Raw genomic sequence first — 23,282 nt, 5'->3', positions numbered from 1 at the left:
TTATCTCCTCAGAAATTCGGGCGACACGAGCAGAAGCGCGAGCGCCGTCTGCGCGCTTTCCGCGCTGGCAACGGCCATTGCGGTGGCATCGGACAAGGAGCCGGGCAGCAGCTGCGGGGCGAGCGCGCGGGCATCGACCGTGTCGCTCGTGAACGATGCGAGTCGCTGCGCCACTTCAACGCGGCGCACGAGCGCATCGGGTGCGGCCCAGGTCGCGGCGATATCGTCGTAACCGGCAGGCGAGCCCGGACGCCATACAGGCTGGCCGAGTTGCGTCAGAAGCGGCCCGGCCTGCATGCCGTGCAGGTCGGTGCGTCCGAGCCCGCGCAGCGATGAGATGGTCCAGTCCCACGGCGACTTGAACTTGGACGGCGTGTCAGGCCACGCTTCCGGCGATTCGATCATGACGCGGTACACGCTCGGCAGATCGCCGTCCGTCTCGGTGAAGGCGCGCGCCATGCGGGCGACGAGCGCGGGCGGCGGCGTATCGGCGACAAAGTGGCGCGCGAGCTTTTCCGCGACGTGTTGAGCTGTGGCCTGCGACGTCGCCAGATCGTGCAGCACCGCGAGCGGCTGCGCTTCGCCGGTCTGCCCGTACTCTTTGCCCATGATCGTTCGGACGCCCGGCTCGTGCACGCGCGCACGGAACAGGAACTGGCCGGGCAGCGCGGGATCGCCGGGATTCTTGCCCGCGTTCGGTCCCGCGTTCGGTCGCGCGTTGGGTCCCATCAAGCCGACACTCCAGCCAGTGAGCGCCTGCGCGAATTCGGTGACGTCGGCTTGCGTATAGCCGGTGCGCACGCCGAGCGTATGCAGTTCCATGATCTCGCGCGCGAGATTCTCGTTGAGGCCGCGCTTCTGACCCGGATCGCGCATGGCGGCTCGCACGACGGCGGGACTGTCGGGACCGATCGAGCGCGGTTGATCGAGGAAGATCTGCATGGCCGGGTGACGCTCCGCCGCGATCAGCATGTCCTCGAAGCGGCCGAGCACGTGCGGGCGGATCGCTTCGGTTTCGAAAGAGCCGGCGAGCATGGCGACCGGCGGCTTTTCGGTCGAGACGGCGAAGTGGTTCGCCCAGAAATGCACCAGCCGTTCGACGAACGGCGCGCTCGCGGTCAGCGCGCTGACGACGCGGGCATCGACGGCGCTGCGGTAGTCGTCGCGAAGCTGCTTCGCGTATTGCTTGCGGACGTCGGCCTTGTCCGCCTGGTCGTCGCCCGTTCTGGCGGCGAGCACCGCGCGCTGGCGCTCCACCCACTCCGCGGCGAGCGCAAGACTCGTCGGTTGATCCGCGAGCGCGGGCGGCATCGGCTGGTATGCGCTGCGCTTTGGATCGGCTTGTTCGAGCAGCCATCCACGCGGATCGGCGGGCAGCGCTTCGCCCGGGCGCGCGCCGAGCCCGAAACGGTTGACCGCTATCCCGGCGAGCGAACGCTGTGGGGCCATGGCCATGTGAACTCCGGAGCGGTTTCGGATGACACGTTCTAAACGCGGCGCGCGAATGCCGGTTGACTTGCGGCTCCGACTTTACATGTGTGCGGCTTACAAACGTGGACGGCTTGACTGACGTTTTGCTTGTCTACTCTCTGTGCCCGGCTCGGCTTGCAAGATGATTAGGAAGCCAAAGCATTACTTAGATAAGCACACGAGCTTGCAGTCGATGCGTGCAATGAACCGTCCTCCCCGGCGCATCACGTCAGCCATGTATCCATGCAAGCGTGGCGCCGTGCCGGTCGAACGTTCGTTTACATAACGCAATGACCCGCGTCTGCGTCAGGGAAAACGAAGGTATGACTCATGAACGATCCCTCTTAGTATTTGGGACAAACACCTACAACGAATTTATCGAGAGAGAGAGAGCGGCCATGAATAGCGATCCTGAAGTGCTATATAAAGGCTTCGTCCTGACGGCGATCGCCGTCGAAGACGCCGGAGGTCTGTACACGGCGATGGTCATTATCAGGACGCCTGCTGGTGGCCTGCGTGCGAGCGGTGGGCTGGGCCAGTTCGCGTGCGCACTGCAAGCGAGACGCTACGCGATTGAGTACGGCATGGCCGACGTCGATGAGCGCGATCCGCCGCAACCTGACTGGCAACTCGGCGGTGGCGGTCTCGCCGCGATGAAACCCGTCGATGCTGTGGTGAGGCGCTAGTCCTCCGCGGTGCCCGTCACGGCCATGCGCGCGCAGGAGCCGTCAAAGCACGAGTGTCGATATCTGCTGCGCAGCGGAGATCACCTGTTCGGCCAGCGTTCTCGAGCGTTCCGACTCGTGCGAGAACATCTGCGATGGGCCGGCCACGCTCAGCGCCGCGAGCACGCGCCCATCGGCGCTGACGATCGGCGCGGCGCATGAATCGATGCCCGCTTCGAGGCCCGATCGGCTCCACGCGCAGCCATCGGCCTTGATCTGCTCGAGCCGCGCCCGCAAGTCTTCGAACGCGGGCGCATCCGGCTCTTGCCACGACGATTCGCACATGCGCTCGACTTCCCCGGCATCGAGCAAGGCGAGCATCGCAAGACCGGGCGTCGCACGGTACGCAGGCAGACGGCTGCCCACGCGAATCTGGCTCACGAGCGGCGTATCGGGCGTTTCGGCGAGCCAGTAGACGATCTCGTGCGCCTCGCGCACGACGAGATACGCCGACATGCGTGTCGATGCCGCGAGACCCGGCAAGACCTCGCGCGCCCGGGCGATGAGACTCGACGACCCGAGCGCAGCGGAGGCCAGCGTCAGAAACGGCATGCCCAGACGATGCCCGGCGGCATCGGCGATGAGCATCCCGGCCTGTTCGAGCACCGCGATCAGGCGCATCAGCGTCACCCGATTCACGCCGATGCGGCGCGCCGCCTCGCTGATGTTGCGTGTGGAACCGCCTTCGGCGATGAAGCGAAGCAAACGCAGCGATCGTTCGACCGCGCCCGATGTGTCGGCCGGTCTTTCATGGGTTGCGGTCATGGCTCAAGCGCGCTCGTTGCCGGAAGAAAGGACCGCATCATGCCAGAGGAACGGTCCAGGCATCGTAGCCATAAACCCAGTCGGCGTTGCCGCCTTCCTTGAGCCAGTTGTTGCCGCGCGAGCCGACCTGAATGCGGGCCGTGCGCTCGCGCCGCGCATTCTCGTAGCGGTTCAGCGCAGCGCCGAGCCTGGACGGCGACACGCCTTCGAGCGCGCGCGACAGCACGACGGCGTCTTCGATCGCCATGCCTGCGCCTTGCGCCATGAACGGCATCATCGGATGGCAGGCGTCGCCGAGCAGCGTGAAGTTGCCGCGGCTCCACAGCGGCAACGGATCGCGCACATAGAGCGCGGACGCCAGCACGGTATCGCAGGCGGCGAGCAGGGCGCGGGCATCCGCGTGGAAGTGCCGGTAGGCGTCGCGCAGCGCGTCCGGATCGCCGGGCGCGGTCCACGATTCGTTCGTCCAGTCCGTCTGCGCCGTCGTCGCGAAGATGAAGACGTCGCGCCCGCGATTCAGCGGAAACGTGACGATCTGCGATTCCGGCGTCGGGCCCCACCACTTCACGAAGGCGCCCAGTTCGATACCGGCGAGCCGCGTCGCCGGCACCACCGCGCGATACGAGACGATGCCCGTGAACTGCGGCCGGTCTTCGCCGAAGACGAACTCGCGCACACCGGAATGAATGCCGTCCGCGCCGATCACGAGATCGAATGCATGCACGCTGTTATCAGCCAGCGTCACCGCTGCGCTCGCGTCGCGCTGCTCGAATCCCGTCACGCGGCGCCCCAGTCGCAACTGCTCGCCCGGCACCGCCTGAACCAGCGCGTTGACCACATCTGCGCGATGCATCGTCAATTGCGGCGCGCCGTATTGGCGTTCGGCTTCGTCGGACATCGGCAGGCGCGACGTTTCCGCGCCCGTGTCCCACATCCGGCTGATGCGCGCGGTCGGACGCGCCGCCGTTTCGCGCAGCAACTCGCCGATGCCCAGTCCGTCGAGTGCGCGCACGGCATTCGGCGTCAGGTTGATATCCGCGCCGACGCGGCCGAACTGCTCGGCCTGCTCGAACACGGTCACTTCATGTCCCGCCCGGCTGATCGCGATGGCTGCCGCCAGCCCGCCGATTCCCCCGCCGTTGATCCCGACCTTCAACATCGCGCCCTCGCATATGTTCAAAAATGAACGGTGTGAAAAGAAAGTGAACGATGCGCAGCCTAGGGGCTTTTATTTTTGTTCGCAACGGGTTTCGGCGCGCCGATGCTTGACTTCTCCGCTTCTCAAGCCCGCGCGCCGTGGCTGATCTGCGTACCGTCGGTGTTTTCCCTGAAGATCTCGAAATGTTTTTTTTCTGACGGAGACGCGGGCGTAGAATTCACCATATACGAATCGTTGTTCCCTATGCGGAACACGTGGCCGCGAAGACAGCGGCCACGATGACCGTTCAACCCCGAAATTGGCGATGCGAAATCCAATGGACATGAATGTCGAGGTGAACAGTGCAGGAGGGGCGGGCGTCGCCGCGTCTTCGGACCGCGTGACGATGGGCGGCATCGTGGCGCGCATGGAGCGGCTGCCCGGCAACGCCATGCAGGTGCGCGCCCGCGTGCTCATCGGCTGCGCGACGTTTTTCGATGGATTCGACGTCATCGCCATCGCCGCGACGTTGCCGATGCTCATCGCGAAGTGGGGCTTGTCGCCGTCGCAGATCGCGTTTCTGATCGCGGCGGGTTCGGTCGGGCAATTAATCGGCGCACTCGTTTTTCCCGCGCTCGCCGAGCGTTTCGGCCGCGTGAACACGATTGCGTGGAGTTCCGGGATCATCGGCATCACGAGTATCGCGTGCGGCTTTGCGCCGTCATATGCGAGCTTTGTCGCGTTGCGCGCGGCGCAGGGCATCGGTCTCGGCGGCGAGTTGCCCGTCGCGGCGGCGTATATCAGCGAGATCACGCGCGCGCACGGACGCGGACGTTTCGTGCTCCTGTACGAGATCATCTTTCCCATCGGCCTGCTGGTATCGAATGCGCTCGGCGCCTGGCTCGTACCGAAGCTCGGCTGGGAAGTCATCTATTTCGTGGGCGGCATTCCGCTGATTCTGTTCTTCACGCTGCGCCGCCTCGTGCCGGAATCGCCGCGCTGGCTCGGTCAACGTGGCCGCATGACGGAAGCCGCGCAATCGCTCGCCGCGTTCGAAGCCAGCGTCAAAGGCCCGCTGCCGCCGCTGCCGCAGGGCGACGACATCCGTCTCGCGCAACTGTCGGTCAAGCACCCGAAGCGCACTGTGCGCGATCTGTTCGGACCGCTGTATCTGAAGCGCACGATCGCGGTCGCCATGCTGTGGATGACATGCGGCGTGATCCAATACGGCCTGCTGACGTGGCTGCCGACGATCTACCGGGCCGTCTACCACGCACCGCTGCAACTGGCGCTGAATCTGACGGTGGGCGCATCGGTGCTCGGCGTGATCGGCTCGCTGGTGTGCGCGCTCGTCGTCGACAAGGTCGGGCGCAAGCCGGTCATCAACGTATCGTTCGTGCTGTGCGCGATCTCGCTGTTCTGTGCGGCGATCTTCCGCGACAGCTCCGTCTATGTGGTCGGCACCTTCTGCGCGTTGTCGTTCGGGCTGCTCGGCTGCGGCTTCATCACCGCCTACGTCTACACGCCCGAGCTTTATCCGACGAGCGTGCGCGCGCTCGGCTGCGGCGTCGGCAGCGCGTGGCTCAAGATCGCGGCGATTGCGGCGCCCGCGCTCGTCTCGAAGACCATCACGACGAACATCGGCGTGGCGTTCTGGGCATTCGGCGCGGTGCTGCTGGTGGCCGCTATCGTCATCCATCTGCTCGGCGTGGAAACGAAGGGCCTCGTGCTCGAACAGCTCGAAAACTAGGAGTAGAACGGTGAGTTCAGACGCGACTCAGGATACGGTTCTCATCACCGTGTTCCTGCGACATGACCAGTCGAATAATCTCGATGCGATCCAGACGAAGCTGAAGGAAGCCGAGTGGTGGGACCGTTTTCCGCCGGAAGGCGTGAGGATCGTGTCGTGGACGGTGGCGATGGGCTTCGGCCAGATCGTGACGCTGGAGGTGCCGCCGAAGCTGCTGCCGGCCGTGAACGTGGAACTGGAACGTTCGGCGTGGGGCGTGTTCAGCACCGAGTGTTACCCGACTTATGATTTTGTACCCGTGCGCGAACGCATTCGCGAACGGGTTCGTAACGGAGGCAAATGATGGATCGATATCTGGAGCCGCATCAGGCGCGGCAGCGTCCCCCGACGCAGTACGAAAACCTGCTGGGCGATGCAATCGAGCGCGCGTTCGCGCAGGGCATCACCGTTCTGCCGGAACTGGTTGCCTATCTGAACGAATTCGGACCGCGCGCGCAAAACGCCGACAACTGGACCGAAGAGAACTTTCGTGCCGAAATGGCGCGGCTCGGACAGTAGAGGAAGACCGACATGAATACGAATCAGAAAGACGACATCGAAAGCACGCTGCAACGCGGCTTGCAGAACCTGTGGTACCCCATTTGCCCGTCATCGTTCGTGAAGCAGGAGCCGGTGTCGCTGCGCCGGCTCGGCCGCAAGCTCGTATTCTGGCGCGATACCGACGGCACGCCGTATGCGCTCGAAGACCATTGTCCGCATCGCGGCGCCCCGCTTTCTCGCGGCGTCGTGCTGGGCGATCGCATTCAGTGCGGCTACCACGGCGTGCATGTGCGCTGCGACGGCGTCGTCACCTCGGTGCCGGGCAGCCCCGGCTGCAAGCTCGAAGGCTCGCGCGGCGCGCGTTCGTTCCATGTCCAGGAGCGCGCCGGCGCGCTGTGGCTGTACAACTCGGCGACCAACATCGACGAAGCGCCGCCGCTCGTGCTGCCCGAAGAGCTGACGGGCGACGCGTTCTCTTCCTTCCTGTGCTACACGGAATGGAAGGGCGATTATCGCTATGTGCTCGACAACGTGATGGACCCGATGCACGGCGCTTACCTTCACAAGCAGTCGCATTCCATGTCCGAAGGCGACATCAGCGCGACCTTCACCATCCGTGATACCGACCGCGGTTTCGTCTTCGAGAAGGTCGGTCAGCGCGACGTGAACTTCGACTGGACCGAATGGGCCGATACGGGCACGCACTGGATGCGCCTTGAGATCCCGTATCCGAAGACGGGCGGTCCCGGCGGCAACTTCATCATCATCGGCAGCTATACGCCGATTGCGCCGAATCTCGCGGCCGTGTTTCACTGGCGTTGCCGCAAGGTCGAAGGCTGGCAGCGCGATACGTGGCGCTTCCTGTATCGCAATCGTCTGGAAGCGCGTCACTGGGCCGTGCTCGAACAGGATCGCGAGATCCTCGAGTTCATGGAGCCGGATGCGAACAAGAACGAACATTTGTATCAGCACGATATGGGCATCGTGAGATTGCGCCGTCATCTGAAGAACCTCGCGAAGGCGCAGATCGAAGGCGAGGCGGCGCGATGACGACCGTTGCGCGCGTGCACTGCGAGCAGGTTCCCGACGCGCCGCACGCGACATGGAGCAACGCGCTCGTCATCGGCAACGAAATAGTGATGTCGGGCATGACCGCGCATCCGGCGGACGGGTTGTCCACTTACGATCAGACGATGCGCGTGCTGGAGAAAATCCGCGCGCTCGTCGAGACGGCGGGCGGCGACACCGGCTGCATCACGAAGCTCGTGGTCTATGTCACCGATATCGCCGACAAGACGGAAGTCGGACGCGCGCGCAAAGCATTTTTCGACGAGCACGTGCAAGCGGGCGGCGCGTATCCGTGTTCGACCCTCGTCGAAGTATCGGGTCTCGTGTTTCCGGAACTGCGCGTGGAGATCGAAGCGTGCGCGCGGCTGGATATCGCGAGGCGCGCGGCCAAGTAGAGAGACGCAAAGATGAGCAATTCACCCAGCATGACAGCCCTCGTTCGCACGTTGCGTCACGAGGCGCCGGGCATCATGAGCATCGAACTGGTGCCGCCGCGCGGCGAACGTTTTCCCGGCTTCGAGCCGGGCGCGCATATCGACCTGCATCTGTCGAGCGGACTCTTGCGCAGCTATTCGCTGCTCAATCCGTGCGGCGAGACGGACCGCTATGTGGTCGGCGTGCAGATCGACAAGAAAGGGCGGGGCGGTTCGCGCTTCATCCACGACAACTTCCGCGTGGGCATGAGCGTGCAGTTGTCGGCGCCGCGCAATCTGTTTTCGCTCGATGAAAACGCCGGGCATAGCGTGCTGATCGCGGGCGGTATCGGCGTGACGCCGATCCTGTGCATGTATCGGCGCCTGATCGAACTCGGGCGGCCGGTGCAGATGCTGTACTGCGCGCGCAGTGCCGAGCACGCGGCGTTCATCGACGAACTGCGGGCGCTCGGCGGCAAGCTGGACGTGCATTTCGACGACGAGAACGACCGCCGCCCCGCCGATCTGAAAGCGTATTTGTCGCAGGTTCCCGCCGATGCGCACGTCTACTGCTGCGGCCCCGCGCCGATGCTCGACGCCTTCGATGCAGCGTGCGAAGCGGTCGGCATCACGAACCGGCATATCGAACGGTTTCAGGCCGTCCCGCAGGCCGCGCCTGCCCTGAATCACGGCTACAGCGTGGAACTGGCGCGCAGCAAGAAGCTGATCGACGTGGCGCCCGGCGCGACATTGCTCGACTCATTGCTCGAAGCAGGCGTGGAAGTCGAGCATAGCTGCATGGAAGGCATCTGCGGTTCGTGCGAAACGCGAGTGCTGGGCGGCTGCCCGGACCATCGCGATTCCGTGCTGAGCGCATCCGAACGCGCGACGAATCAGGTCATGATGGTATGCGTATCGGGTTGCAAGGGCGAGAAGCTCGTTCTCGATCTTTGACGCGCCGGCTCGCGCCACGGAGCGAGGAAAACACAGGACCCGGCTTCGCGGCACGCTATCATCGCTAATCTTTCCTTCTGCGATTCTGCCGATCATGGCGCGAGCAACCACGACACGCACGACGAAGCCGTCCAAGGCGGACACGGCCCGCGAAAAACAAGAACACGACGCGGCGGGCGTGGAATCCGCATCCGCATCTGACGACGATCCGGCCGCCGGCTCCGGCTATTCCGTGCCGGGGCTCGAGCGCGGACTTCGCATCCTCGCGGAGTTTTCGTCGCACGAACCGGTCCTCGGCGCGCCCGAGCTGTCGCGGCGCATCGGCATTCCGCGCACGACGACCTTTCGCCTGTTGCAAACGCTTGAATCGCTCGGCTTTCTGGAGCGCGCGGCGGACGAGCGTAGCTACCGGCTGGGCGTCGCGGTGCTGCGGCTCGGCTTCGAATATCTCAGTTCGCTCGAACTCACCGACTTCGGCCAGCCGATCCTCGACCGTCTGCGCGACGATACCGGCCTGAGCGCCCATTTGCTGATTCGCGATGAACGCGATGTCGTCTTTGTCGCGCGCGCGCAAACGCGCGATCCCATGTTCAGTTCGGTCAAGGTACACGTCGGCACGCGACTGCCCGCCCATGCGACCGTGCACGGACAGGTGCTGATGGGCGATCTGACGCCCGCCGACTTGCGTCGTCTTTATCCCGAACGTCAACTGGAGCGTTTCACGGAGCGCACGCCCGCGACCGTCGATGAGCTGTATCAGCGGATTCGCGCGACTGCGGCGCAGGGTTACGCAGTAAGTGAAGCGTCATTCGAGCGCGGCATTTCGGCGATCAGCGCGCCGGTGCGCGATCAGACCGGGCGCATCGTGGCGGCGCTGACGGTGACCGTGCCGCGCTCCGATATCAGCGAAGACGAACGCGCGCCGCTCGTGGCGCGGGCGTGCCAGGCCGCACTCGACCTCTCGGCGCGGCTCAACTATCGACCGCGCGTGGGCGATCCGACGCTTTCATACGCGAACGTCTGACGCATGTAAAACGCGGCGGCGCGGTGCGCACCGCCGCGCTGCATCGGCCGACAGTCAGAACGAATGATGCATGCCGGTGAGCACGACCGTCTGGTTGCGTCCGCCCGACACACCCGCCGTGAAGAACGCGGCTTTCGCGTTGTCGTTCGCGTGCTCGTACATCACGTTCACGTAGATCTGCGTGCTCTTCGAAAGCGCATAGATATCGCCGATCTCGACCTGCGTCCAGCGGCGGCCCGAGAGCGTGGTCGTCGAAGCGCCGCCCGACACGCTGTTGGCCGGCGTGAACTGATAATTTGCGCCCGCATCGTAGCTTTGGTACAGGTCGGAGAAGCCGTTCGACTGCAGCTTCACGCGCGTATAGAGCCCGTGCAGTTGCAGCTTGCCGATCTGATACGAAAGCCCCGCGCCCATGTTTTCGACGTTATCGGCCGCATACGTGCCCGCCGGCTGGCCTTGAAAGGTCGTGATGCCTGTCGTCACGATCGACGGCGTGCGGTTGCGCTCGTTCGAATACACGGCGCCCGCCTTGAACGGCCCTTGCGCATACGTGATGGTGAAGCCGTAGTTGCGGCCCGTCGCGAAGTTCGTCGTGTTGCCCAAGCCCATCATCGCGCCGACGGTGAAGCCGTAGTAGTCCACTGAGCGGAACTTGACCGAATTGTCGAAGGGCACGATGCCCGTATCCGCGAGTTCGTCGATGTTGCCCGGATGGAACGCGAACCAGCTCGCCGCCTGATACGCGGTGCTGAACGGCCCGAGCACGTCGAAATTGAACGGCGTCTGATGACCGAGCGAAATCAGCCCGATCTTGTCCTGGCTAATGCCGACATACGCCTGCCGGTTGAATAGCGTCCCCGCCTTCGCGAAATTGCCGGTGTTCGTGTAGAAGCCGTTCTCCAGCTTGAAGACCGCGTGCAAGCCGCCGCCGAGATCCTCCGTGCCGAAGAGGCCCCAGCGGTCGGGCTGCATGTTGCCCTGCTCTTCCATCCACTTTGAATGTCCGCCGACGTTGCTGACATAAGCGATGCCCGCGTCGAGGCTGCCGTAGAGCGTGACGCTGCTCTGCGCCGCCGCCGTCGAACTGATCACGATACCTGCCGCGCCCGCGGCAATGATGCGTTTCACCGTTGGTACTCCTGATGTGTGGTTATCCAATCGCTTCTGTTCCATCGTCCGTGTGGTCGGCGCCGCTTCTTGTGTTCCATATAAGGAACGACGTATCGCCTATGGAAAAGTATAGTGACTGTCCAAAATCGACAAAATAACTTTCTAGTTCGGGCTTACCCGGGGTGGACACCGGCTTTTTGCAGAGACAGTCGTCGCAACGCGCGCATTCTGGCGTGCGCATAGTGTTTTCCCCAAGTCGCCAAAATTCATTTTTGATCGATGCCTCCGCCACCCTATAATTAACCATAGATAAACCGATGTTCCGTATATGGAACGAACAACGGGAGCCACGATGAGTCTCCAATCGACCGACAACACAGGCGGCGGACTGGCACAGCGGCGAGTGATCGTGACCGGCGGCGCACGCGGTCTCGGCGCGGCGTTCGTCGAGGCGCTGGCCGCGCAAGGCGCGCAAGTGCTCTTCGGCGATGTCCTGCACGCCGAAGGGCAGGCGCTTGCCGACCGTCTCGGCGACGACGTGCACTTCATGCCGCTCGATCTCGCCGACCCCGCGGACATCGACTCGTTCGTGGTGCGCGCGGCGCAGCGCATGGGCGGCGTCGATGCGCTGATCAACAACGCCGCGATCACCAATTCCGGCGGCCGGTTCGCGGACGAGCTGAGCATCGAAACGTGGGACGCGGTAATGAACGTCAACGTGCGCGGCACGTGGCGCATGTGCGTCGCGGCCTTGCCGTTTCTGCGCGAATCGTCGTGCGGGCGCGTCGTGAACATCGCATCGGATACGGCGATGTGGGGCGCGCCGAAGCTGCTCGCCTATGTTGCGAGCAAGGGCGCCGTGATCTCGATGACGCGTTCGCTCGCACGCGAGTTCGGCGCGCACGGCATCACGGTGAACGCGATCGCGCCGGGGCTCACCGAAGTGGAAGCGACGGCCTACGTGCCGGCCGAGCGCCACGCGTATTACCAGCAGGGCCGCGCACTCACGCGGCCGCAAGTGGCCGATGACGTCACCGGCCCCGTGCTGTTCTTGTTGTCCGATGCGGCCCGCTTCGTGACGGGTCAAGTGCTGCCGGTCAACGGCGGCTTCGTAATGAACTGATGACTTCCGCAAGGAGATTGACGATGGCCGACGCCGATATCGAACGTAAATCGTGGGACCAGCCCGCCGACGCGAGCTTCGAACAATGGATGGAAACACGCGTGGCGCGCTTCGCCACGCGCCGCTACGACTGGGACGCGCTCAAGTTTCAGGCCGACTACGACCCGAAGTATCGCCGTGCGCAGATGCGTTATGTCGGCACCGGCGGCACGGGTGTCGCGAAGGACGTGAACACGGTGCCCGCAGGCGGCTTCACGTTCTCGACGATGGTCATTCCCGCAGGCAACGTCGGCCCGAGCCACATCCATATGGACGTCGAGGAAATCTTCTTCGTGCTGCGCGGCAAGATGAAAGTGATCTGCGAACGCGACGGCGAAACGTGGGAATCGGTGCTCGGCGAGCGCGATCTCATTTCGGTGCCGCCGGGCGTGTATCGAACGGAAATCAACATCGGCGAGGAAGACGCGCTGATGTGCGTGATGCTCGGATCGGCAAAGCCCGTCACGCCGACGTATCCGCCGGATTCGCCGCTCGCGAAGATCAAGCGCGAACTCGCCAAATAAGCGGCGCCATCATGTTCGATGCAAACGCGTTTCCATCGCGCCGCGTGAGCGGGATCGCGTATCGCGAGGCGGGCTCGACGCACGCTGCGTCGCTGACCATCGTGCTGTTGCACGGCATCGGCTCGGGCGCGGCGTCGTGGGTGCAGCAACTCGATGCGCTCGGCGCGACGCGGCGCGTGCTCGCGTGGGACGCGCCGGGCTACGGCGACTCGACGCCCGTGGCTCCGGCGTCACCGCACGCCGTCGATTACGCAGATGCCTTGCGCGGCTGGCTCGACGCGCTGGACATCGAACGCTGCGTGCTCGTCGGGCATTCGCTAGGCGCGATCATCGCGGGCAGCTTCGCGGCGATGCACGAGGAGCGTGTCGCGGGCTTGCTGCTGCTGTCGCCGGCTGGCGGCTACGGCGCCGCGAGCGAGGAGGAGCGCGCGCAGAAACGCGACAGCCGCCTCGCAATGCTCGCGCAACTCGGGCCGAAAGGACTCGCTGAGCAACGCAGCGCGAACATGCTCTCGCCGAACGCGAGCGAGGTCGCACGCGACTGGGTGCGCTGGAACATGGCGCGCATCGTGCCGCAAGGCTATGCGCAGGCGACGCATTTGCTCGCCAACGCGGATCTTGTGAGCGATGTCGTGCGTTATTGCGGTCCGGTGTCGGTCGCGGTCGGAACGGAGGATCGCATCACGACGCCGCACGCGTGCGAGCGCATCGCGCAGGCGGCGGGCGTGCCGTTGCGATTGATCGAGGGCGCGGGCCACGCGGGTTACATCGAACAGCCCGATACGTATAACGCGCTCATCGGCACATTCGCGCAACAGGAGACGAAGGCATGACCCCGGCGGAAGAACAAGGCGACCTCGCGTATCGCGTGCCCGGTCTCGAACGCGGCCTGCGCATTCTGAGCGAGTTCTCGCCGCGCGAGCCGGTGCTCGGCGCGCCGGAACTGTCGCGTCGTCTCGGCATTCCGCGCACGACGGTATTCCGCCTGCTGCAAACGCTCGAAGCGCTCGGCTTTCTCGAGCGCGCCGACAGCGAGCGCAACTATCGGCTCGGCGTCGCGGTGCTGCGTCTCGGCTTCGAATACCTGAGTTCGCTCGAGTTGACGGATCACGGGCTGCCGCTGATCGAAGCGTTGCGCGACGACACCGGCCTTTCGACGCACATCGTGATTCGCGATGGACGCGATGTCGTGTTCGTCGCCAAGGCGCAAAGCCACGCGAACGGCTTCAGCGCGGTGAAGGTCAACGTCGGCACGCGCCTGCCGGCGCACGCGACCACGCACGGCCATGTGCTGATGGGCGATCTCAGCCTCGACGAATTGCGCGAACTGTATGCCGGACTCACGCTGGAACGTTTCACGAGCCAGACGCCCGGCACAGTGGAAGAACTGTTCGACCGCGTGAAGGTGGATGCCGAACGCGGCTACGCCACCAGCGAATCGTCGTTCGAGCACGGCATTTCGGTCGTCAGCGCGCCGGTGCGCGGCGACACCGGACGCATCGCGGCGGTCGTCACCACGACAGTGCCGCGCGCGCATATCGACACGACGCTCATCGAAAGCGGACTCATCGACAAGGTGCGCGATACGGCTCATCAACTTTCGCTGCGGCTCAACTACCGGCCCGCCGCGGAACATCGCTTCATGAAGGCATTGGGACTCTGAATGATACAGATCGATCTCACAGACAAGGTGGCCGTGGTGACGGGCGGATCGTCCGGCATCGGGCTCGCCACGGCGCGGCTTTTCCTGCAGGCGGGCGCGTCGGTGGCCATCTGCGGACGCGATCCCGACCGTCTCGCCAGCGCGGAATCTGCGTTACGCGAGGAACATCCGGACGCGAAGCTGCTTGTTGCGCGCTGCGACGTACTCGATGCCGATGACGTCGCGCGTTTCGCCCAAGGCGTGCGCAGTGCGTTCGGCCGCGTCGACATGCTGGTGAACAACGCGGGGCAGGGCCGCGTGTCCACGTTCGCCGATACCACCGACGACGCCTGGCGCGAAGAACTCGATCTCAAATACTTCAGCATCATCCGCCCGACGCGCGCGTTTCTGCCGATGGTTGAAGCGTCGCCGCACGGCGCGATCGTCTGCGTCAACTCGCTGCTCGCGCTACAGCCGGAAGCGCACATGGTGGCGACCTCGTCGGCGCGCGCGGGCGTGCTCAATCTCGTCAAGTCGCTGGCGGTGGAACTCGCGCCGCGCAGCGTGCGCGTGAATTCGATTCTGATCGGCATCGTCGAATCGGGACAGTGGCGCCGCCGCTACCGCACGCAGGCGCAGCCGGGTCAAAGCTGGGAAGACTGGACGGGCGAACTCGCGCGTCAGAAGAAGATTCCGCTCGGCCGCTTCGGGCGTCCCGAAGAAGCCGCACAAGCCCTTTTTTATCTGGCCACACCGATGTCGTCGTACACGACGGGAAGCCATATCGATGTCTCAGGAGGCGTTGCACGTCATGTCTAATACCACGACGACCACGACGGTCGGCGAACTGATCGCCGCATTTCTCGAACAGTGCGGCGTAGAGACCGCATTCGGCGTCATCTCGATTCACAACATGCCGATCCTCGACGCGATCAACACGCGCGGCAAGATCCGTTACGTGGGCGCGCGCGGCGAGGCGGGCGCGCTGAACATGGCCGATGGCCTCGCTCGCGTGTCGGGCGGTCTCGGCGTCGCGTTCACGAGCACCGGCACGGCGGCGGGTAATGCCGCCGGCGCGATGGTCGAGGCGCTGACCGCGGGCACCGCGCTCGTGCACATCACGGGTCAGATCGAGACGACGTATCTGGATCAGGACCTCGCCTACATTCACGAAGCGCCGGATCAATTGACGATGCTCTCGTCCATTTCCAAAGCCGCTTTCCGTGTGCGTTCGGTCGATACGGCGCTCGCCACCGTGCGCGAAGCCGTGCGCGTGGCGCGGACCGCGCCGACCGGTCCGGTCAGCGTGGAGATTCCGATAGACATTCAGGCGGCGCGCGTCGAATGGCCCGCCGATCTCGCAGCGCCCCACGTGAGCTTGCCGACGCACGACAGCAAACGCGTCGAACAACTCGCCGACGCGCTCGCAACGGCGAAGCGTCCGCTTCTGTGGCTCGGTGGCGGCGCGCGTCATGCGCGTCCGCAGGTGGAACGGCTCGTGAAGCTGGGCTTCGGCGTGGTGACGAGCGTGCAGGGACGCGGCGTGCTGCCCGAAGATCATCCCGCGACGCTCGGCGCGTTCAACGTGCAATCGACGGTGGAGGACTTCTACCGCACGTGTGACGCAATGCTCGTCGTCGGCTCGCGGTTGCGCGGCAACGAGACGCTCAAGTACAAGCTCGCGCTGCCGCAACCGCTGTACAGGATCGACGCGGATGCGCTCGCGGACAACCGCGGCTATCGCAACGCGCAGTTCGTGCATGGCGATGCCGCCGCCATCCTCGATCAACTGGCGACGCTGCTGGAAGGCCGCCTGAACGTCGATCCGGCGTTCGCGCAGGACCTCGCCGCGACGCGCGAAGTGGCGGTCGCGGAAACGGGCAAGGGTCTCGGCCCGTACAAGCAACTGGTGGATGCGCTGCAACGCGCCGTGGGCCGCGACTTCAACTGGGTGCGCGACGTGACGATCTCGAACAGCACGTGGGGTAACCGCATGCTGAAGATTTTCGAGCCGCGCGCGGGCGTGCATGCGCTCGGCGGCGGCATCGGACAGGGCGTGCAGATGGCCATCGGCGCGGCGCTCGCGAATGCGGCGGCCAAGACCGTCTGCCTCGTCGGCGACGGCGGTCTCATGGTCAACGTCGGCGAACTCGTCACAGCGGTGCAGGAAAACGCCAACGTGATGATCGTGCTGATGAACGACCAGTGCTACGGCGTCATCCGCAACATTCAGGACGCGCAATACGGCGGACGGCGCTGCTTCGTGCAACTGCATCAGCCGGATTTCGCGCAGTTCTGCGCGAGCTTCGGCCTCAAGCACTACCGCATTTCGTCGATGGACCAGGCCGAAGCCGTGGTTCGCGAAGGCATGGCGGTGAGCGGCCCGGTGATGGTCGAAGTCGACATGCTTTCGGTCGGATCGTTCACGACCGCATTCGCCGGGCCGCCGGTCAAGAAAGAGGAGCCGCAGCATGCGTGAGCAGGCCATCGATGTCGCGATGATCGGCTTCGGCGCGATCGGGCAGACGGTGTATCGCGCCGTCGCCGCCGATCCGTTCGTGCGCGTGGCGCAAGTGGTCGTGCCGGCGAACCATATCGATGCAGTGCGCGCGCAGCTCGGTCCGGACGTCGATGTGGTCAGCTCGGTCGCGGCCCTGCGCGTTCATCCGCGCTTCGCGCTGGAATGCGCGGGCCACGGCGCGCTCGTCGATCACGTCGTGCCGCTGCTGCGCTCCGGCACGGACTGCGCGGTGGCATCCATCGGCGCGTTGTCGGACGTAGCGCTGCTCGACGCGTTGCAGGCGGCGGCGACCGAAGGCAACGCGACGGTGACGCTGCTCTCCGGCGCCATCGGCGGCATCGACGCGCTCGCGGCGGCCAAGCAGGGCGGTCTCGACGACGTGCAGTACATCGGCCGCAAGCCGCCTGTCGGCTGGCTCGGCACGCCTGCTGAAGCCGTGTGCGATCTGCACTCGCTCGGCGAAGCACGCGTGATTTTCGAAGGCAGCGCGCGGGAAGCGGCGCGCCTGTATCCGAAGAACGCGAACGTCGCGGCGACCGTCGCGCTCGCGGGCCTCGGCCTCGATGAAACGCGCGTGCGGCTGATTGCCGATCCGCAGGTCACGCGCAACGTGCATCGCATCGTGGCGACGGGCGCGTTCGGCGAGATGTCGCTGGAAATGTGCGGCAAGCCGCTGCCCGACAACCCGAAGACCTCCGCGCTCACCGCCTTTAGCGCCATTCGCGCGCTGCGCAACCGCGCGGCGCATTGCGTGATCTGATTCAAGGAAGCACGACATGTCCGATCAAGACATCATCGCCTCGCTGGTTCCGTCCGCCGATATCTTCGTGGGCGGCGTATGGAAGCGCGGCCGCGGCGCGACCTTCGCGAGCCTCTATCCGGCCGACGGCTCGGTCAACGCCGAAATTTCCACCGCCGATGCCGACGACGCGCGCGAAGCCGTCGAAGCCGCCGACATCGCGTGGCGCAAGGCCGACTGGGCGGGCCTCAAGCCGCATCAGCGCGCGATGGTGCTGTACCGCATCGCCGATCTCATCATGGCGCGTCACGAAGCGCTGGCGCAGTTGCAGCGCCGCGACAACGGCAAGCCGATCGGCGAAACGCGCGTGCTGGTCGCGAGTGCGGCCAACACGTTTCGGTACTACGCCGCGTGTCTCGAAACACTCGACGAGGAACTCACGCCTTCGCGCGGCGACTATCTGACCATGAGCGTGCACGAGCCGATCGGCGTCATCGCGGCGATCACGCCGTGGAATTCGCCGATTGCATCCGACGCGCAAAAGCTCGCGCCCGCGCTCGCGGGCGGCAATGCGGTCGTGCTCAAGCCCGCCGAAGTCACGCCGCTCGTGTCGCTCGCGCTCGCGCGCATCTGCGAGGAAGCGGGCGTGCCGCCGGGCGTGCTGAGCGTGCTGCCGGGCAAGGGATCGGTGATCGGCGACGTGCTGGTGCGTCATCCGCTCGTGAAGAAGGTATCGTTTACGGGCGGCACCGAAGTCGGTCGCGGGATTGCGCGCATCGCGGCGGAAAAGCTGATGCCGGTGTCGCTCGAACTCGGCGGCAAGTCTCCGACGATGGTCTTCGCCGACGCCGACCTCGATCACGCGGTGAACGGCGTGCTGTACGGCATCTTCAGTTCGTCGGGCGAGGCGTGCATCGCGGGTTCGCGGCTCTTCGTCGAGCGTCCCATCTACGATGAATTCATGCGCAGGCTGGTGTCGAAGGCGCGCGAGCTGCGCGTCGGCGATCCGTCGTCCGAGCGAACGCAGATGGGCCCGCTCATCACCGCGAAGCACCGCGAATCGGTGGAACGCTATGTCGCCATCGGGCTGGAAGAAGGCGGGCGTCTCGTGTGCGGTGGCGAACGGCCTGTCGGTGAGAACCGCGAGAACGGCTATTTCTATCAGCCGACGATCATCGAAGGGTTGTCGAACAGCGCGCGCATCTGTCAAGAAGAGATTTTCGGGCCGGTGCTCGTCGCCATGCCGTTCGACGACGAAGCGGCGCTGCTGGAAGAGGCGAACGACAGCGTGTTCGGACTCGCCGCAGGCATCTGGACGCGGGATTACAAGCGCGCATGGCGCGTTGCGCGCAAGCTGGAAGCCGGCACGGTCTGGATCAACACATACAAGCTGTTCTCCATCTCCACGCCGTTCTCCGGCTGGAAGGACAGCGGCATGGGCCGCGAGAAAGGGCGGCTCGGGATTCGCGAGTACATGCAGCAGAAGAGCCTCTACTGGGGCTTGAACGACGCGCCGCTCGCGTGGGCGAATTAACGGAGCACGAAGCATCATGACCATTCTTGGCATCGAACAGATCACCTACGGCGTCGACGATCTCGACACCTGCCGCCGCTTCTTCTCCGACTGGGGGATGCACGAAGTCGCGCACGACGAAACCGCCGCGCGCTTCGAAACGCTCAATGGCTGCACGGTGCTCGTGGTGCGGGCGGACGATCCGGCGCTGCCGCCCGCGTTCGAAGACGGCCCGACGCTGCGTGAAGTGACGTGGGGCGTCGCGACGGCGGAAGAACTCGACGGCTACCGCGCGCGGCTCGAAGGTGCGCCGGGCTATTACTCGCAGCAGGACGCGGTCGGCTGTATCGATCCGAACGGCATGGCGGTGCGCGTGGAAGTGACGCGCAAGCGCGCCATCGACGTGAAGGGCTCGCCCTCCAACGTGTGGGGGCAGACGCTGCGCGTCGACACGCCGAGTCCCGTGTACGACCATGCGGAGCCGGTGGAAGTCGGTCACGTCGTGTTCTTCACGAACTGTCTGGCCGAGCATCAACGCTTCTACGAGGAGCGCCTCGGTTTCGAGATGTCCGACCGGTATCCCGAACGCGGCGCGTTCATGCGGTGCGCGCCGCACGGCGGCCATCACGATGTCTTCCTGCTGCAATTGCCGACGGGCAAACGCGGCCTCAATCACGTCGCCTTCACAGTGCGCGATATCCACGAAGTCTTCGGCGGCGGCCTGCATATCGGCCGGTGCGGCTGGGAAACGCAGCTCGGGCCGGGGCGGCATCCGGTGTCGTCGGCGTATTTCTGGTACTTCAAGAATCCGGCGGGCGGTCTGATCGAATACTACGCGGACGAAGATCAACTCACGCCCGAATGGCAACCGCGCGATTTCGAACCGGGTCCGACCGTGTTCGCCGAATGGGCGGTGGATGGCGGCATCGACGGCGTCACACGCCGTCAGAAGAATGCGAACGCGCCGGCGGGCAAGTTCATGACGGAGCAGAAGCAGGGGTGACCGTTGTTGCGCGTCGCGTCCGCAGGGCATCGGAATTGCGGTAGGGTTCTTCAGATGCTTCCGGGAACCTCAGGCGGGGATGCGATGGCAATACGGCTCTTTCACGCGGCGCTTATCGGCGTGGCCGCGCTATCGGCGGTGCCTGCGACGGCGTTCGCGCAGTCGGTCGCTTATACCAGCGCGCCATTGGTCGTCTACGCGGGCCCCGGCGACGACTACCCTACCGTCGCGGAACTGCCCGCTGGCGTGACGGTAACGGTCATGGGCTGTGTCGACGGATACACCTGGCGCGACGTCGCCGCACCCGACTTGCGCGGCTGGGCCTATGGCGGCAGCCTCGCGTACCCGTATCAGGGCAGCTATGTCCCCGTCTTGACGTATGGAACCGTGATCGGCGTGCCGATCGTCGGCTTCGTGATCGGCAACTACTGGGGGAGCTACTACCGCAATCGCTCGTGGTATCGGGATGAGCCGCGCTGGGAGCACCGTCCGCCGCCCCCGCATGGCGCTCCGACGCCGGAGGGCGGCTGGCCGCCGCGCGGTGAGATGCCGCCTTCCCGGGGCGCGGGCCCCGGGCCGATGCAGGGCAGGCCGCCGCAAGAGCGTGGCGAACCGCATCCGCACTCGGGCGCCGCGCCTATGTACCAGAACACTCCGCCGCAAGCTGGCGCTGCGCCGATGCAAGGCGGGTTGCCGCAAGTGCGTGGCGACCATCCGCAGCCCGGCGCCGCGCCTATACATGGAAGCCCTCCACCACAACCCGGCAACGCGCCGATGCGCGCCGGTCCGCCTCCACAGGCGGGCGCCGTGCCGATGCATGGTGGACCACCGCCGCAGCGGAACGAACCACCGCCGCAACATGGCGGCGCACTGCCACAGTGGCAAGGCCCGCCGCCTCAGCATGGCGGACCTCCGCATGGCGGCGAGTCTTGGCACTAGATGGAATCTCAGGCCAGCGCGATGACGCCACGCAAGAGCGCCTCATCCCGCAAGCGCATCCGAACTGCGCGCGTCGCGTTCCGGGAAATCACGTAGAAAACACATCCGCGACGGAAAGCATTCAGAAGGGGACGGTTTTTTATACTTCCAGTCATCTCGACGTCGGCCTTGCGCAGGCGTCCCGCCGATGCTGAGGAGTCTTTCGATGCCGTTTGGCGCAAGGCCGTCCGTCCGTGCTTTCGTCGTTGCGCTCGCGCTATGCGCGGCACAGGCGGCGCACGCGCAGCCGATCCGGCTCATGACCGGCGGCGCCGCCAAACTCGTCTATCTACCGGTGATTCTCGCGGACCGGCTCGGCTATTTCCGCAGCGAAGGACTCGATGTCCGCGTGATGTCGTCGCCCGCCGGCATCGATGTGTCCACGGAACTGGTCGCCGGCGCGATACAGGGCGCCGTGGGCTATTACGACCACGCCGTCGCGCTGCAAAGCCGCGGCATGGATGTGCAATCGGTGATCGTGCTCGGCCAGTCCGCGGGGGTCATCGAACTTGCACGCAACGACGACGGTGCGCGCGCGATGCGAACCCTCGCCGACGCCCGCGGCCGCAAGCTCGGCGTGACAGGCTTCGGCTCGTCGACGTACGTGCTTACCCGTTATCTCGCAAAGCGCGCGGGCGTGGCGTCCGACGCTTATACCGTGGTCCCGCTCCCAACCGAGGCGGCGTTCGAGCAGGCGATCGTGTCGGGCGCGATCGACGCCGGCATGACGGAGGAACCGACGGCGACGCGTCTCATGTCGCGCGGCGCGGCGCGTGCGCTCGTCGATCTGCGCGGCGCAGCGGACACGCGCGCCCGACTCGGCGGCTCATACGTCGGCCCGTGCGTCTACATGCGCCGCGAGTGGATAGACGCGCATCCTGACGAAACCGGGCGCCTCGTGCGCGCGGTCCATGCGGCGCTGCGCTTTATCCAGACACACGACGAAGCCGAGATCGAAGCGGCGGTGCCCGCTTCGCTCAAAGGCGGCGACACTGCGGGCTACCGCCACGCGCTCGCCGTCATGAAGCCTGCGTTCTCGCCGACGGGGCGTATGCCGCCCGAAGCGCCGCCTACGGCGCTCGCGATTCTCTCCGAGGTCGATGCGGACGTATCGCCGGCGCACATCGATCTCTCGCGGACCTGGACCGACCGTTTCGTCGACGCCGCGCAATAACCAACACGGCCGCGTGCGAAGCGGCAGCGCCCGAACATCACTCGAAAAGAAGGAGACACGCTCCATGCGAGCCATCCAGATTCATGAATACGGCGGCCCCGAAGTGCTGCGCCGCGTCGAAATAGAGATACCGAGGCCGGGACCGGGCGAGGTGCTCGTGCGCGTCGTCGCGGCGGGCATCAACTTCATGGACGTGCATACGCGGCAAGGCAAGTATCGCGATTCGCGCACGTATCCCGTGCGCATTCCCTGCACGCTCGGGATGGAAGGCGCCGGCGAGGTCGTGAAGGCGGGCGCGGGCGTGACGTCGGTGCGCGCGGGCCAACGCGTGGCGTGGTGCATTGCGTGGGGCGCATACGCCGACTATGCGATCGTGCCTGCCGCGCGGCTCGCGCGCGTGCCGGACGGCATCGGTTACGACACGGCTGCCGCCGCGATCTTCCAGGGCTCGACGGCGCACTATCTGCTCGACGACGTGGCGAAGCTCGAACCCGGCATGACCTGTCTCGTTCATGCGGCCTCGGGCGGGATCGGGCAGTTGCTGGTGCAGCTCGCGAAGCGGCGCGGCGCCGAAGTGTTCGCGACCACGAGCACGCCCGACAAGGCCGCCATCGCCCGCACGCGCGGCGCGGATCACGTGCTGCTCTACGAGAACGGCGGCTTCGCGGACCGCGTTCGCGAATTGACCGATGGTCGCGGTGTCGATGTCGTCTTCGATGCTGTCGGCAAGGCCACCTTGCGCGACAGCTTCCGCGCGACGCGCGTGCGCGGTCTCGTGGTCAACTACGGTTCCGTGACGGGGCCGATGCGCGATCTTGATCCTTATGAACTCGGCGAGGCGGGCTCGCTCTTTCTCACGCGCCCGCGTCTTGCCGATCATCTCGCCGATGCCGCCACCGTGCAACGCCGCGCCGACGACGTGTTCGCGGCCATCGCGCAAGGCGCACTGCGCGTCGAGATAAACGGGCGCTACACGCTCGACAACGTCGAGGAAGCGCACGCCGCGCTCGAGGAACGCCGCCAGTCCGGCAAGGCCGTGATGGACATCGGCTAGATCGGGCAGGCATTC

Annotated in this window: 24 protein-coding genes; 20 read left to right on the top strand and 4 right to left on the bottom strand. The window is 65.4% G+C overall.

Annotated features, from left to right (window positions below; all coding sequences use genetic code 11):
* The gene (locus tag P9239_RS02915) at positions 1–1,455 is read right to left on the bottom strand and encodes a DUF1800 domain-containing protein (protein WP_309749002.1); all 1,455 of its coding nucleotides are present in this window, start codon (positions 1,453–1,455) and stop codon (positions 1–3) included.
* A gap of 413 nt (positions 1,456–1,868) precedes the next feature.
* Here P9239_RS02915 and P9239_RS02910 point away from each other — a divergent pair, with 413 nt between their 5' ends.
* Entirely contained in the window at positions 1,869–2,156 is a 288-nt protein-coding gene (locus P9239_RS02910; RefSeq protein ID WP_309749001.1) for a hypothetical protein, read from the top strand.
* 42 nt (positions 2,157–2,198) lie between these two features.
* Here the strand turns inward: P9239_RS02910 and P9239_RS02905 are convergent, their stop codons facing one another.
* Together P9239_RS02905 and P9239_RS02900 are read right to left on the bottom strand one after the other, a co-directional pair.
* Entirely contained in the window at positions 2,199–2,960 is a 762-nt protein-coding gene (locus P9239_RS02905; RefSeq protein WP_309749000.1) for an IclR family transcriptional regulator, read from the bottom strand.
* Positions 2,961–2,997: 37 nt separating this feature from the next.
* Positions 2,998–4,119 carry an FAD-dependent monooxygenase gene (locus P9239_RS02900; RefSeq protein WP_309748999.1) on the bottom strand — a complete coding sequence of 374 codons (1,122 nt, stop codon included), beginning with the start codon at positions 4,117–4,119 and terminating at the stop codon, positions 2,998–3,000.
* A gap of 304 nt (positions 4,120–4,423) precedes the next feature.
* Here P9239_RS02900 and P9239_RS02895 point away from each other — a divergent pair, with 304 nt between their 5' ends.
* The 7 genes from P9239_RS02895 (at position 4,424) to P9239_RS02865 (ending at position 9,847) form a co-directional block, all read left to right on the top strand.
* Positions 4,424–5,848, top strand: a complete 1,425-nt coding sequence (locus tag P9239_RS02895; RefSeq protein ID WP_404980165.1) for an MFS transporter — start codon at positions 4,424–4,426, stop codon at positions 5,846–5,848.
* A gap of 10 nt (positions 5,849–5,858) precedes the next feature.
* Entirely contained in the window at positions 5,859–6,191 is a 333-nt protein-coding gene (locus P9239_RS02890) for a hypothetical protein (RefSeq protein WP_175942886.1), read from the top strand.
* Positions 6,191–6,406 carry a recombinase-like helix-turn-helix domain-containing protein gene (locus tag P9239_RS02885; protein ID WP_404980164.1) on the top strand — a complete coding sequence of 72 codons (216 nt, stop codon included), beginning with the start codon at positions 6,191–6,193 and terminating at the stop codon, positions 6,404–6,406. Before P9239_RS02890 ends, P9239_RS02885 begins: the two co-directional genes overlap by 1 nt.
* A 12-nt stretch (positions 6,407–6,418) precedes the next feature.
* Positions 6,419–7,438 (top strand): aromatic ring-hydroxylating dioxygenase subunit alpha, encoded by a 1,020-nt coding sequence (locus P9239_RS02880; RefSeq protein WP_309748998.1) that lies wholly within the window; start codon positions 6,419–6,421, stop codon positions 7,436–7,438.
* Positions 7,435–7,851, top strand: coding sequence for a RidA family protein (locus tag P9239_RS02875; RefSeq protein WP_309748997.1), 417 nt, complete (start codon positions 7,435–7,437; stop codon positions 7,849–7,851). The genes P9239_RS02880 and P9239_RS02875 overlap by 4 nt, the downstream gene beginning before the upstream one ends.
* Positions 7,852–7,863: 12 nt before the next feature.
* Entirely contained in the window at positions 7,864–8,823 is a 960-nt protein-coding gene (locus P9239_RS02870) for a PDR/VanB family oxidoreductase (RefSeq protein WP_309748996.1), read from the top strand.
* A gap of 94 nt (positions 8,824–8,917) precedes the next feature.
* Positions 8,918–9,847 (top strand): IclR family transcriptional regulator, encoded by a 930-nt coding sequence (locus tag P9239_RS02865; protein ID WP_309748995.1) that lies wholly within the window; start codon positions 8,918–8,920, stop codon positions 9,845–9,847.
* A 54-nt stretch (positions 9,848–9,901) separates the two neighbouring features.
* Here the strand turns inward: P9239_RS02865 and P9239_RS02860 are convergent, their stop codons facing one another.
* On the bottom strand, positions 9,902–10,975 hold the full coding sequence (locus P9239_RS02860) for a porin (RefSeq protein ID WP_309748994.1): 1,074 nt from the start codon (positions 10,973–10,975) through the stop codon (positions 9,902–9,904).
* 334 nt (positions 10,976–11,309) lie between these two features.
* On the opposite strand from P9239_RS02860, the gene P9239_RS02855 reads away from it, so the two are divergent.
* From P9239_RS02855 to P9239_RS02800, 12 genes are all read left to right on the top strand, one after another.
* Positions 11,310–12,080, top strand: a complete 771-nt coding sequence (locus P9239_RS02855) for an SDR family oxidoreductase (RefSeq protein ID WP_309748993.1) — start codon at positions 11,310–11,312, stop codon at positions 12,078–12,080.
* 23 nt (positions 12,081–12,103) lie between these two features.
* Positions 12,104–12,643: a cupin domain-containing protein gene (locus tag P9239_RS02850; RefSeq protein WP_309748992.1), complete on the top strand. Its 540-nt coding sequence runs from the start codon at positions 12,104–12,106 to the stop codon at positions 12,641–12,643.
* A gap of 11 nt (positions 12,644–12,654) precedes the next feature.
* On the top strand, positions 12,655–13,476 hold the full coding sequence (locus tag P9239_RS02845; protein ID WP_309748991.1) for an alpha/beta hydrolase: 822 nt from the start codon (positions 12,655–12,657) through the stop codon (positions 13,474–13,476).
* Complete coding sequence (locus tag P9239_RS02840) at positions 13,473–14,306, top strand: IclR family transcriptional regulator (protein ID WP_309748990.1); 834 nt, start codon at positions 13,473–13,475, stop codon at positions 14,304–14,306. The genes P9239_RS02845 and P9239_RS02840 overlap by 4 nt, the downstream gene beginning before the upstream one ends.
* Entirely contained in the window at positions 14,307–15,104 is a 798-nt protein-coding gene (locus P9239_RS02835) for an SDR family oxidoreductase (protein ID WP_309748989.1), read from the top strand.
* Positions 15,097–16,764: a thiamine pyrophosphate-binding protein gene (locus P9239_RS02830; RefSeq protein ID WP_309748988.1), complete on the top strand. Its 1,668-nt coding sequence runs from the start codon at positions 15,097–15,099 to the stop codon at positions 16,762–16,764. The genes P9239_RS02835 and P9239_RS02830 overlap by 8 nt, the downstream gene beginning before the upstream one ends.
* Positions 16,757–17,566, top strand: a complete 810-nt coding sequence (locus P9239_RS02825) for an aspartate dehydrogenase (RefSeq protein WP_309748987.1) — start codon at positions 16,757–16,759, stop codon at positions 17,564–17,566. The genes P9239_RS02830 and P9239_RS02825 overlap by 8 nt, the downstream gene beginning before the upstream one ends.
* A 16-nt stretch (positions 17,567–17,582) precedes the next feature.
* Positions 17,583–19,079 carry an aldehyde dehydrogenase gene (locus P9239_RS02820; RefSeq protein WP_309748986.1) on the top strand — a complete coding sequence of 499 codons (1,497 nt, stop codon included), beginning with the start codon at positions 17,583–17,585 and terminating at the stop codon, positions 19,077–19,079.
* Positions 19,080–19,095: 16 nt separating this feature from the next.
* Entirely contained in the window at positions 19,096–20,061 is a 966-nt protein-coding gene (locus tag P9239_RS02815) for a VOC family protein (protein WP_309748985.1), read from the top strand.
* 84 nt (positions 20,062–20,145) lie between these two features.
* Entirely contained in the window at positions 20,146–21,000 is an 855-nt protein-coding gene (locus tag P9239_RS02810) for a peptide-binding protein (protein WP_309748984.1), read from the top strand.
* Between the two features lie 205 nt (positions 21,001–21,205).
* On the top strand, positions 21,206–22,213 hold the full coding sequence (locus tag P9239_RS02805) for an ABC transporter substrate-binding protein (protein ID WP_309748983.1): 1,008 nt from the start codon (positions 21,206–21,208) through the stop codon (positions 22,211–22,213).
* 64 nt (positions 22,214–22,277) lie between these two features.
* Positions 22,278–23,267 carry a quinone oxidoreductase gene (locus P9239_RS02800; RefSeq protein ID WP_309748981.1) on the top strand — a complete coding sequence of 330 codons (990 nt, stop codon included), beginning with the start codon at positions 22,278–22,280 and terminating at the stop codon, positions 23,265–23,267.
* Positions 23,268–23,282: the final 15 nt, after the last annotated feature.

This window comes from Caballeronia sp. LZ062, from assembly GCF_031450785.1.
Taxonomy (GTDB): Bacteria; Pseudomonadota; Gammaproteobacteria; order Burkholderiales; family Burkholderiaceae; genus Caballeronia.
Note: the sequence above shows the minus strand (reverse complement) of the source record. Positions and strands in the feature narration are given on the sequence as shown.

Coding starts and splice junctions, on each gene's coding strand:
- P9239_RS02915 (WP_309749002.1), bottom strand. CDS start 1,455: ATGGCCATGGCCCCACAGCGTTCGCTCGCCGGGATAGCGGTCAACCGT.
- P9239_RS02910 (WP_309749001.1), top strand. CDS start 1,869: ATGAATAGCGATCCTGAAGTGCTATATAAAGGCTTCGTCCTGACGGCG.
- P9239_RS02905 (WP_309749000.1), bottom strand. CDS start 2,960: ATGACCGCAACCCATGAAAGACCGGCCGACACATCGGGCGCGGTCGAA.
- P9239_RS02900 (WP_309748999.1), bottom strand. CDS start 4,119: ATGTTGAAGGTCGGGATCAACGGCGGGGGAATCGGCGGGCTGGCGGCA.
- P9239_RS02895 (WP_404980165.1), top strand. CDS start 4,424: ATGCGAAATCCAATGGACATGAATGTCGAGGTGAACAGTGCAGGAGGG.
- P9239_RS02885 (WP_404980164.1), top strand. CDS start 6,191: ATGGATCGATATCTGGAGCCGCATCAGGCGCGGCAGCGTCCCCCGACG.
- P9239_RS02880 (WP_309748998.1), top strand. CDS start 6,419: ATGAATACGAATCAGAAAGACGACATCGAAAGCACGCTGCAACGCGGC.
- P9239_RS02875 (WP_309748997.1), top strand. CDS start 7,435: ATGACGACCGTTGCGCGCGTGCACTGCGAGCAGGTTCCCGACGCGCCG.
- P9239_RS02870 (WP_309748996.1), top strand. CDS start 7,864: ATGAGCAATTCACCCAGCATGACAGCCCTCGTTCGCACGTTGCGTCAC.
- P9239_RS02865 (WP_309748995.1), top strand. CDS start 8,918: ATGGCGCGAGCAACCACGACACGCACGACGAAGCCGTCCAAGGCGGAC.
- P9239_RS02855 (WP_309748993.1), top strand. CDS start 11,310: ATGAGTCTCCAATCGACCGACAACACAGGCGGCGGACTGGCACAGCGG.
- P9239_RS02850 (WP_309748992.1), top strand. CDS start 12,104: ATGGCCGACGCCGATATCGAACGTAAATCGTGGGACCAGCCCGCCGAC.
- P9239_RS02845 (WP_309748991.1), top strand. CDS start 12,655: ATGTTCGATGCAAACGCGTTTCCATCGCGCCGCGTGAGCGGGATCGCG.
- P9239_RS02840 (WP_309748990.1), top strand. CDS start 13,473: ATGACCCCGGCGGAAGAACAAGGCGACCTCGCGTATCGCGTGCCCGGT.
- P9239_RS02835 (WP_309748989.1), top strand. CDS start 14,307: ATGATACAGATCGATCTCACAGACAAGGTGGCCGTGGTGACGGGCGGA.
- P9239_RS02830 (WP_309748988.1), top strand. CDS start 15,097: ATGTCTAATACCACGACGACCACGACGGTCGGCGAACTGATCGCCGCA.
- P9239_RS02825 (WP_309748987.1), top strand. CDS start 16,757: ATGCGTGAGCAGGCCATCGATGTCGCGATGATCGGCTTCGGCGCGATC.
- P9239_RS02820 (WP_309748986.1), top strand. CDS start 17,583: ATGTCCGATCAAGACATCATCGCCTCGCTGGTTCCGTCCGCCGATATC.
- P9239_RS02815 (WP_309748985.1), top strand. CDS start 19,096: ATGACCATTCTTGGCATCGAACAGATCACCTACGGCGTCGACGATCTC.
- P9239_RS02810 (WP_309748984.1), top strand. CDS start 20,146: ATGGCAATACGGCTCTTTCACGCGGCGCTTATCGGCGTGGCCGCGCTA.
- P9239_RS02805 (WP_309748983.1), top strand. CDS start 21,206: ATGCCGTTTGGCGCAAGGCCGTCCGTCCGTGCTTTCGTCGTTGCGCTC.
- P9239_RS02800 (WP_309748981.1), top strand. CDS start 22,278: ATGCGAGCCATCCAGATTCATGAATACGGCGGCCCCGAAGTGCTGCGC.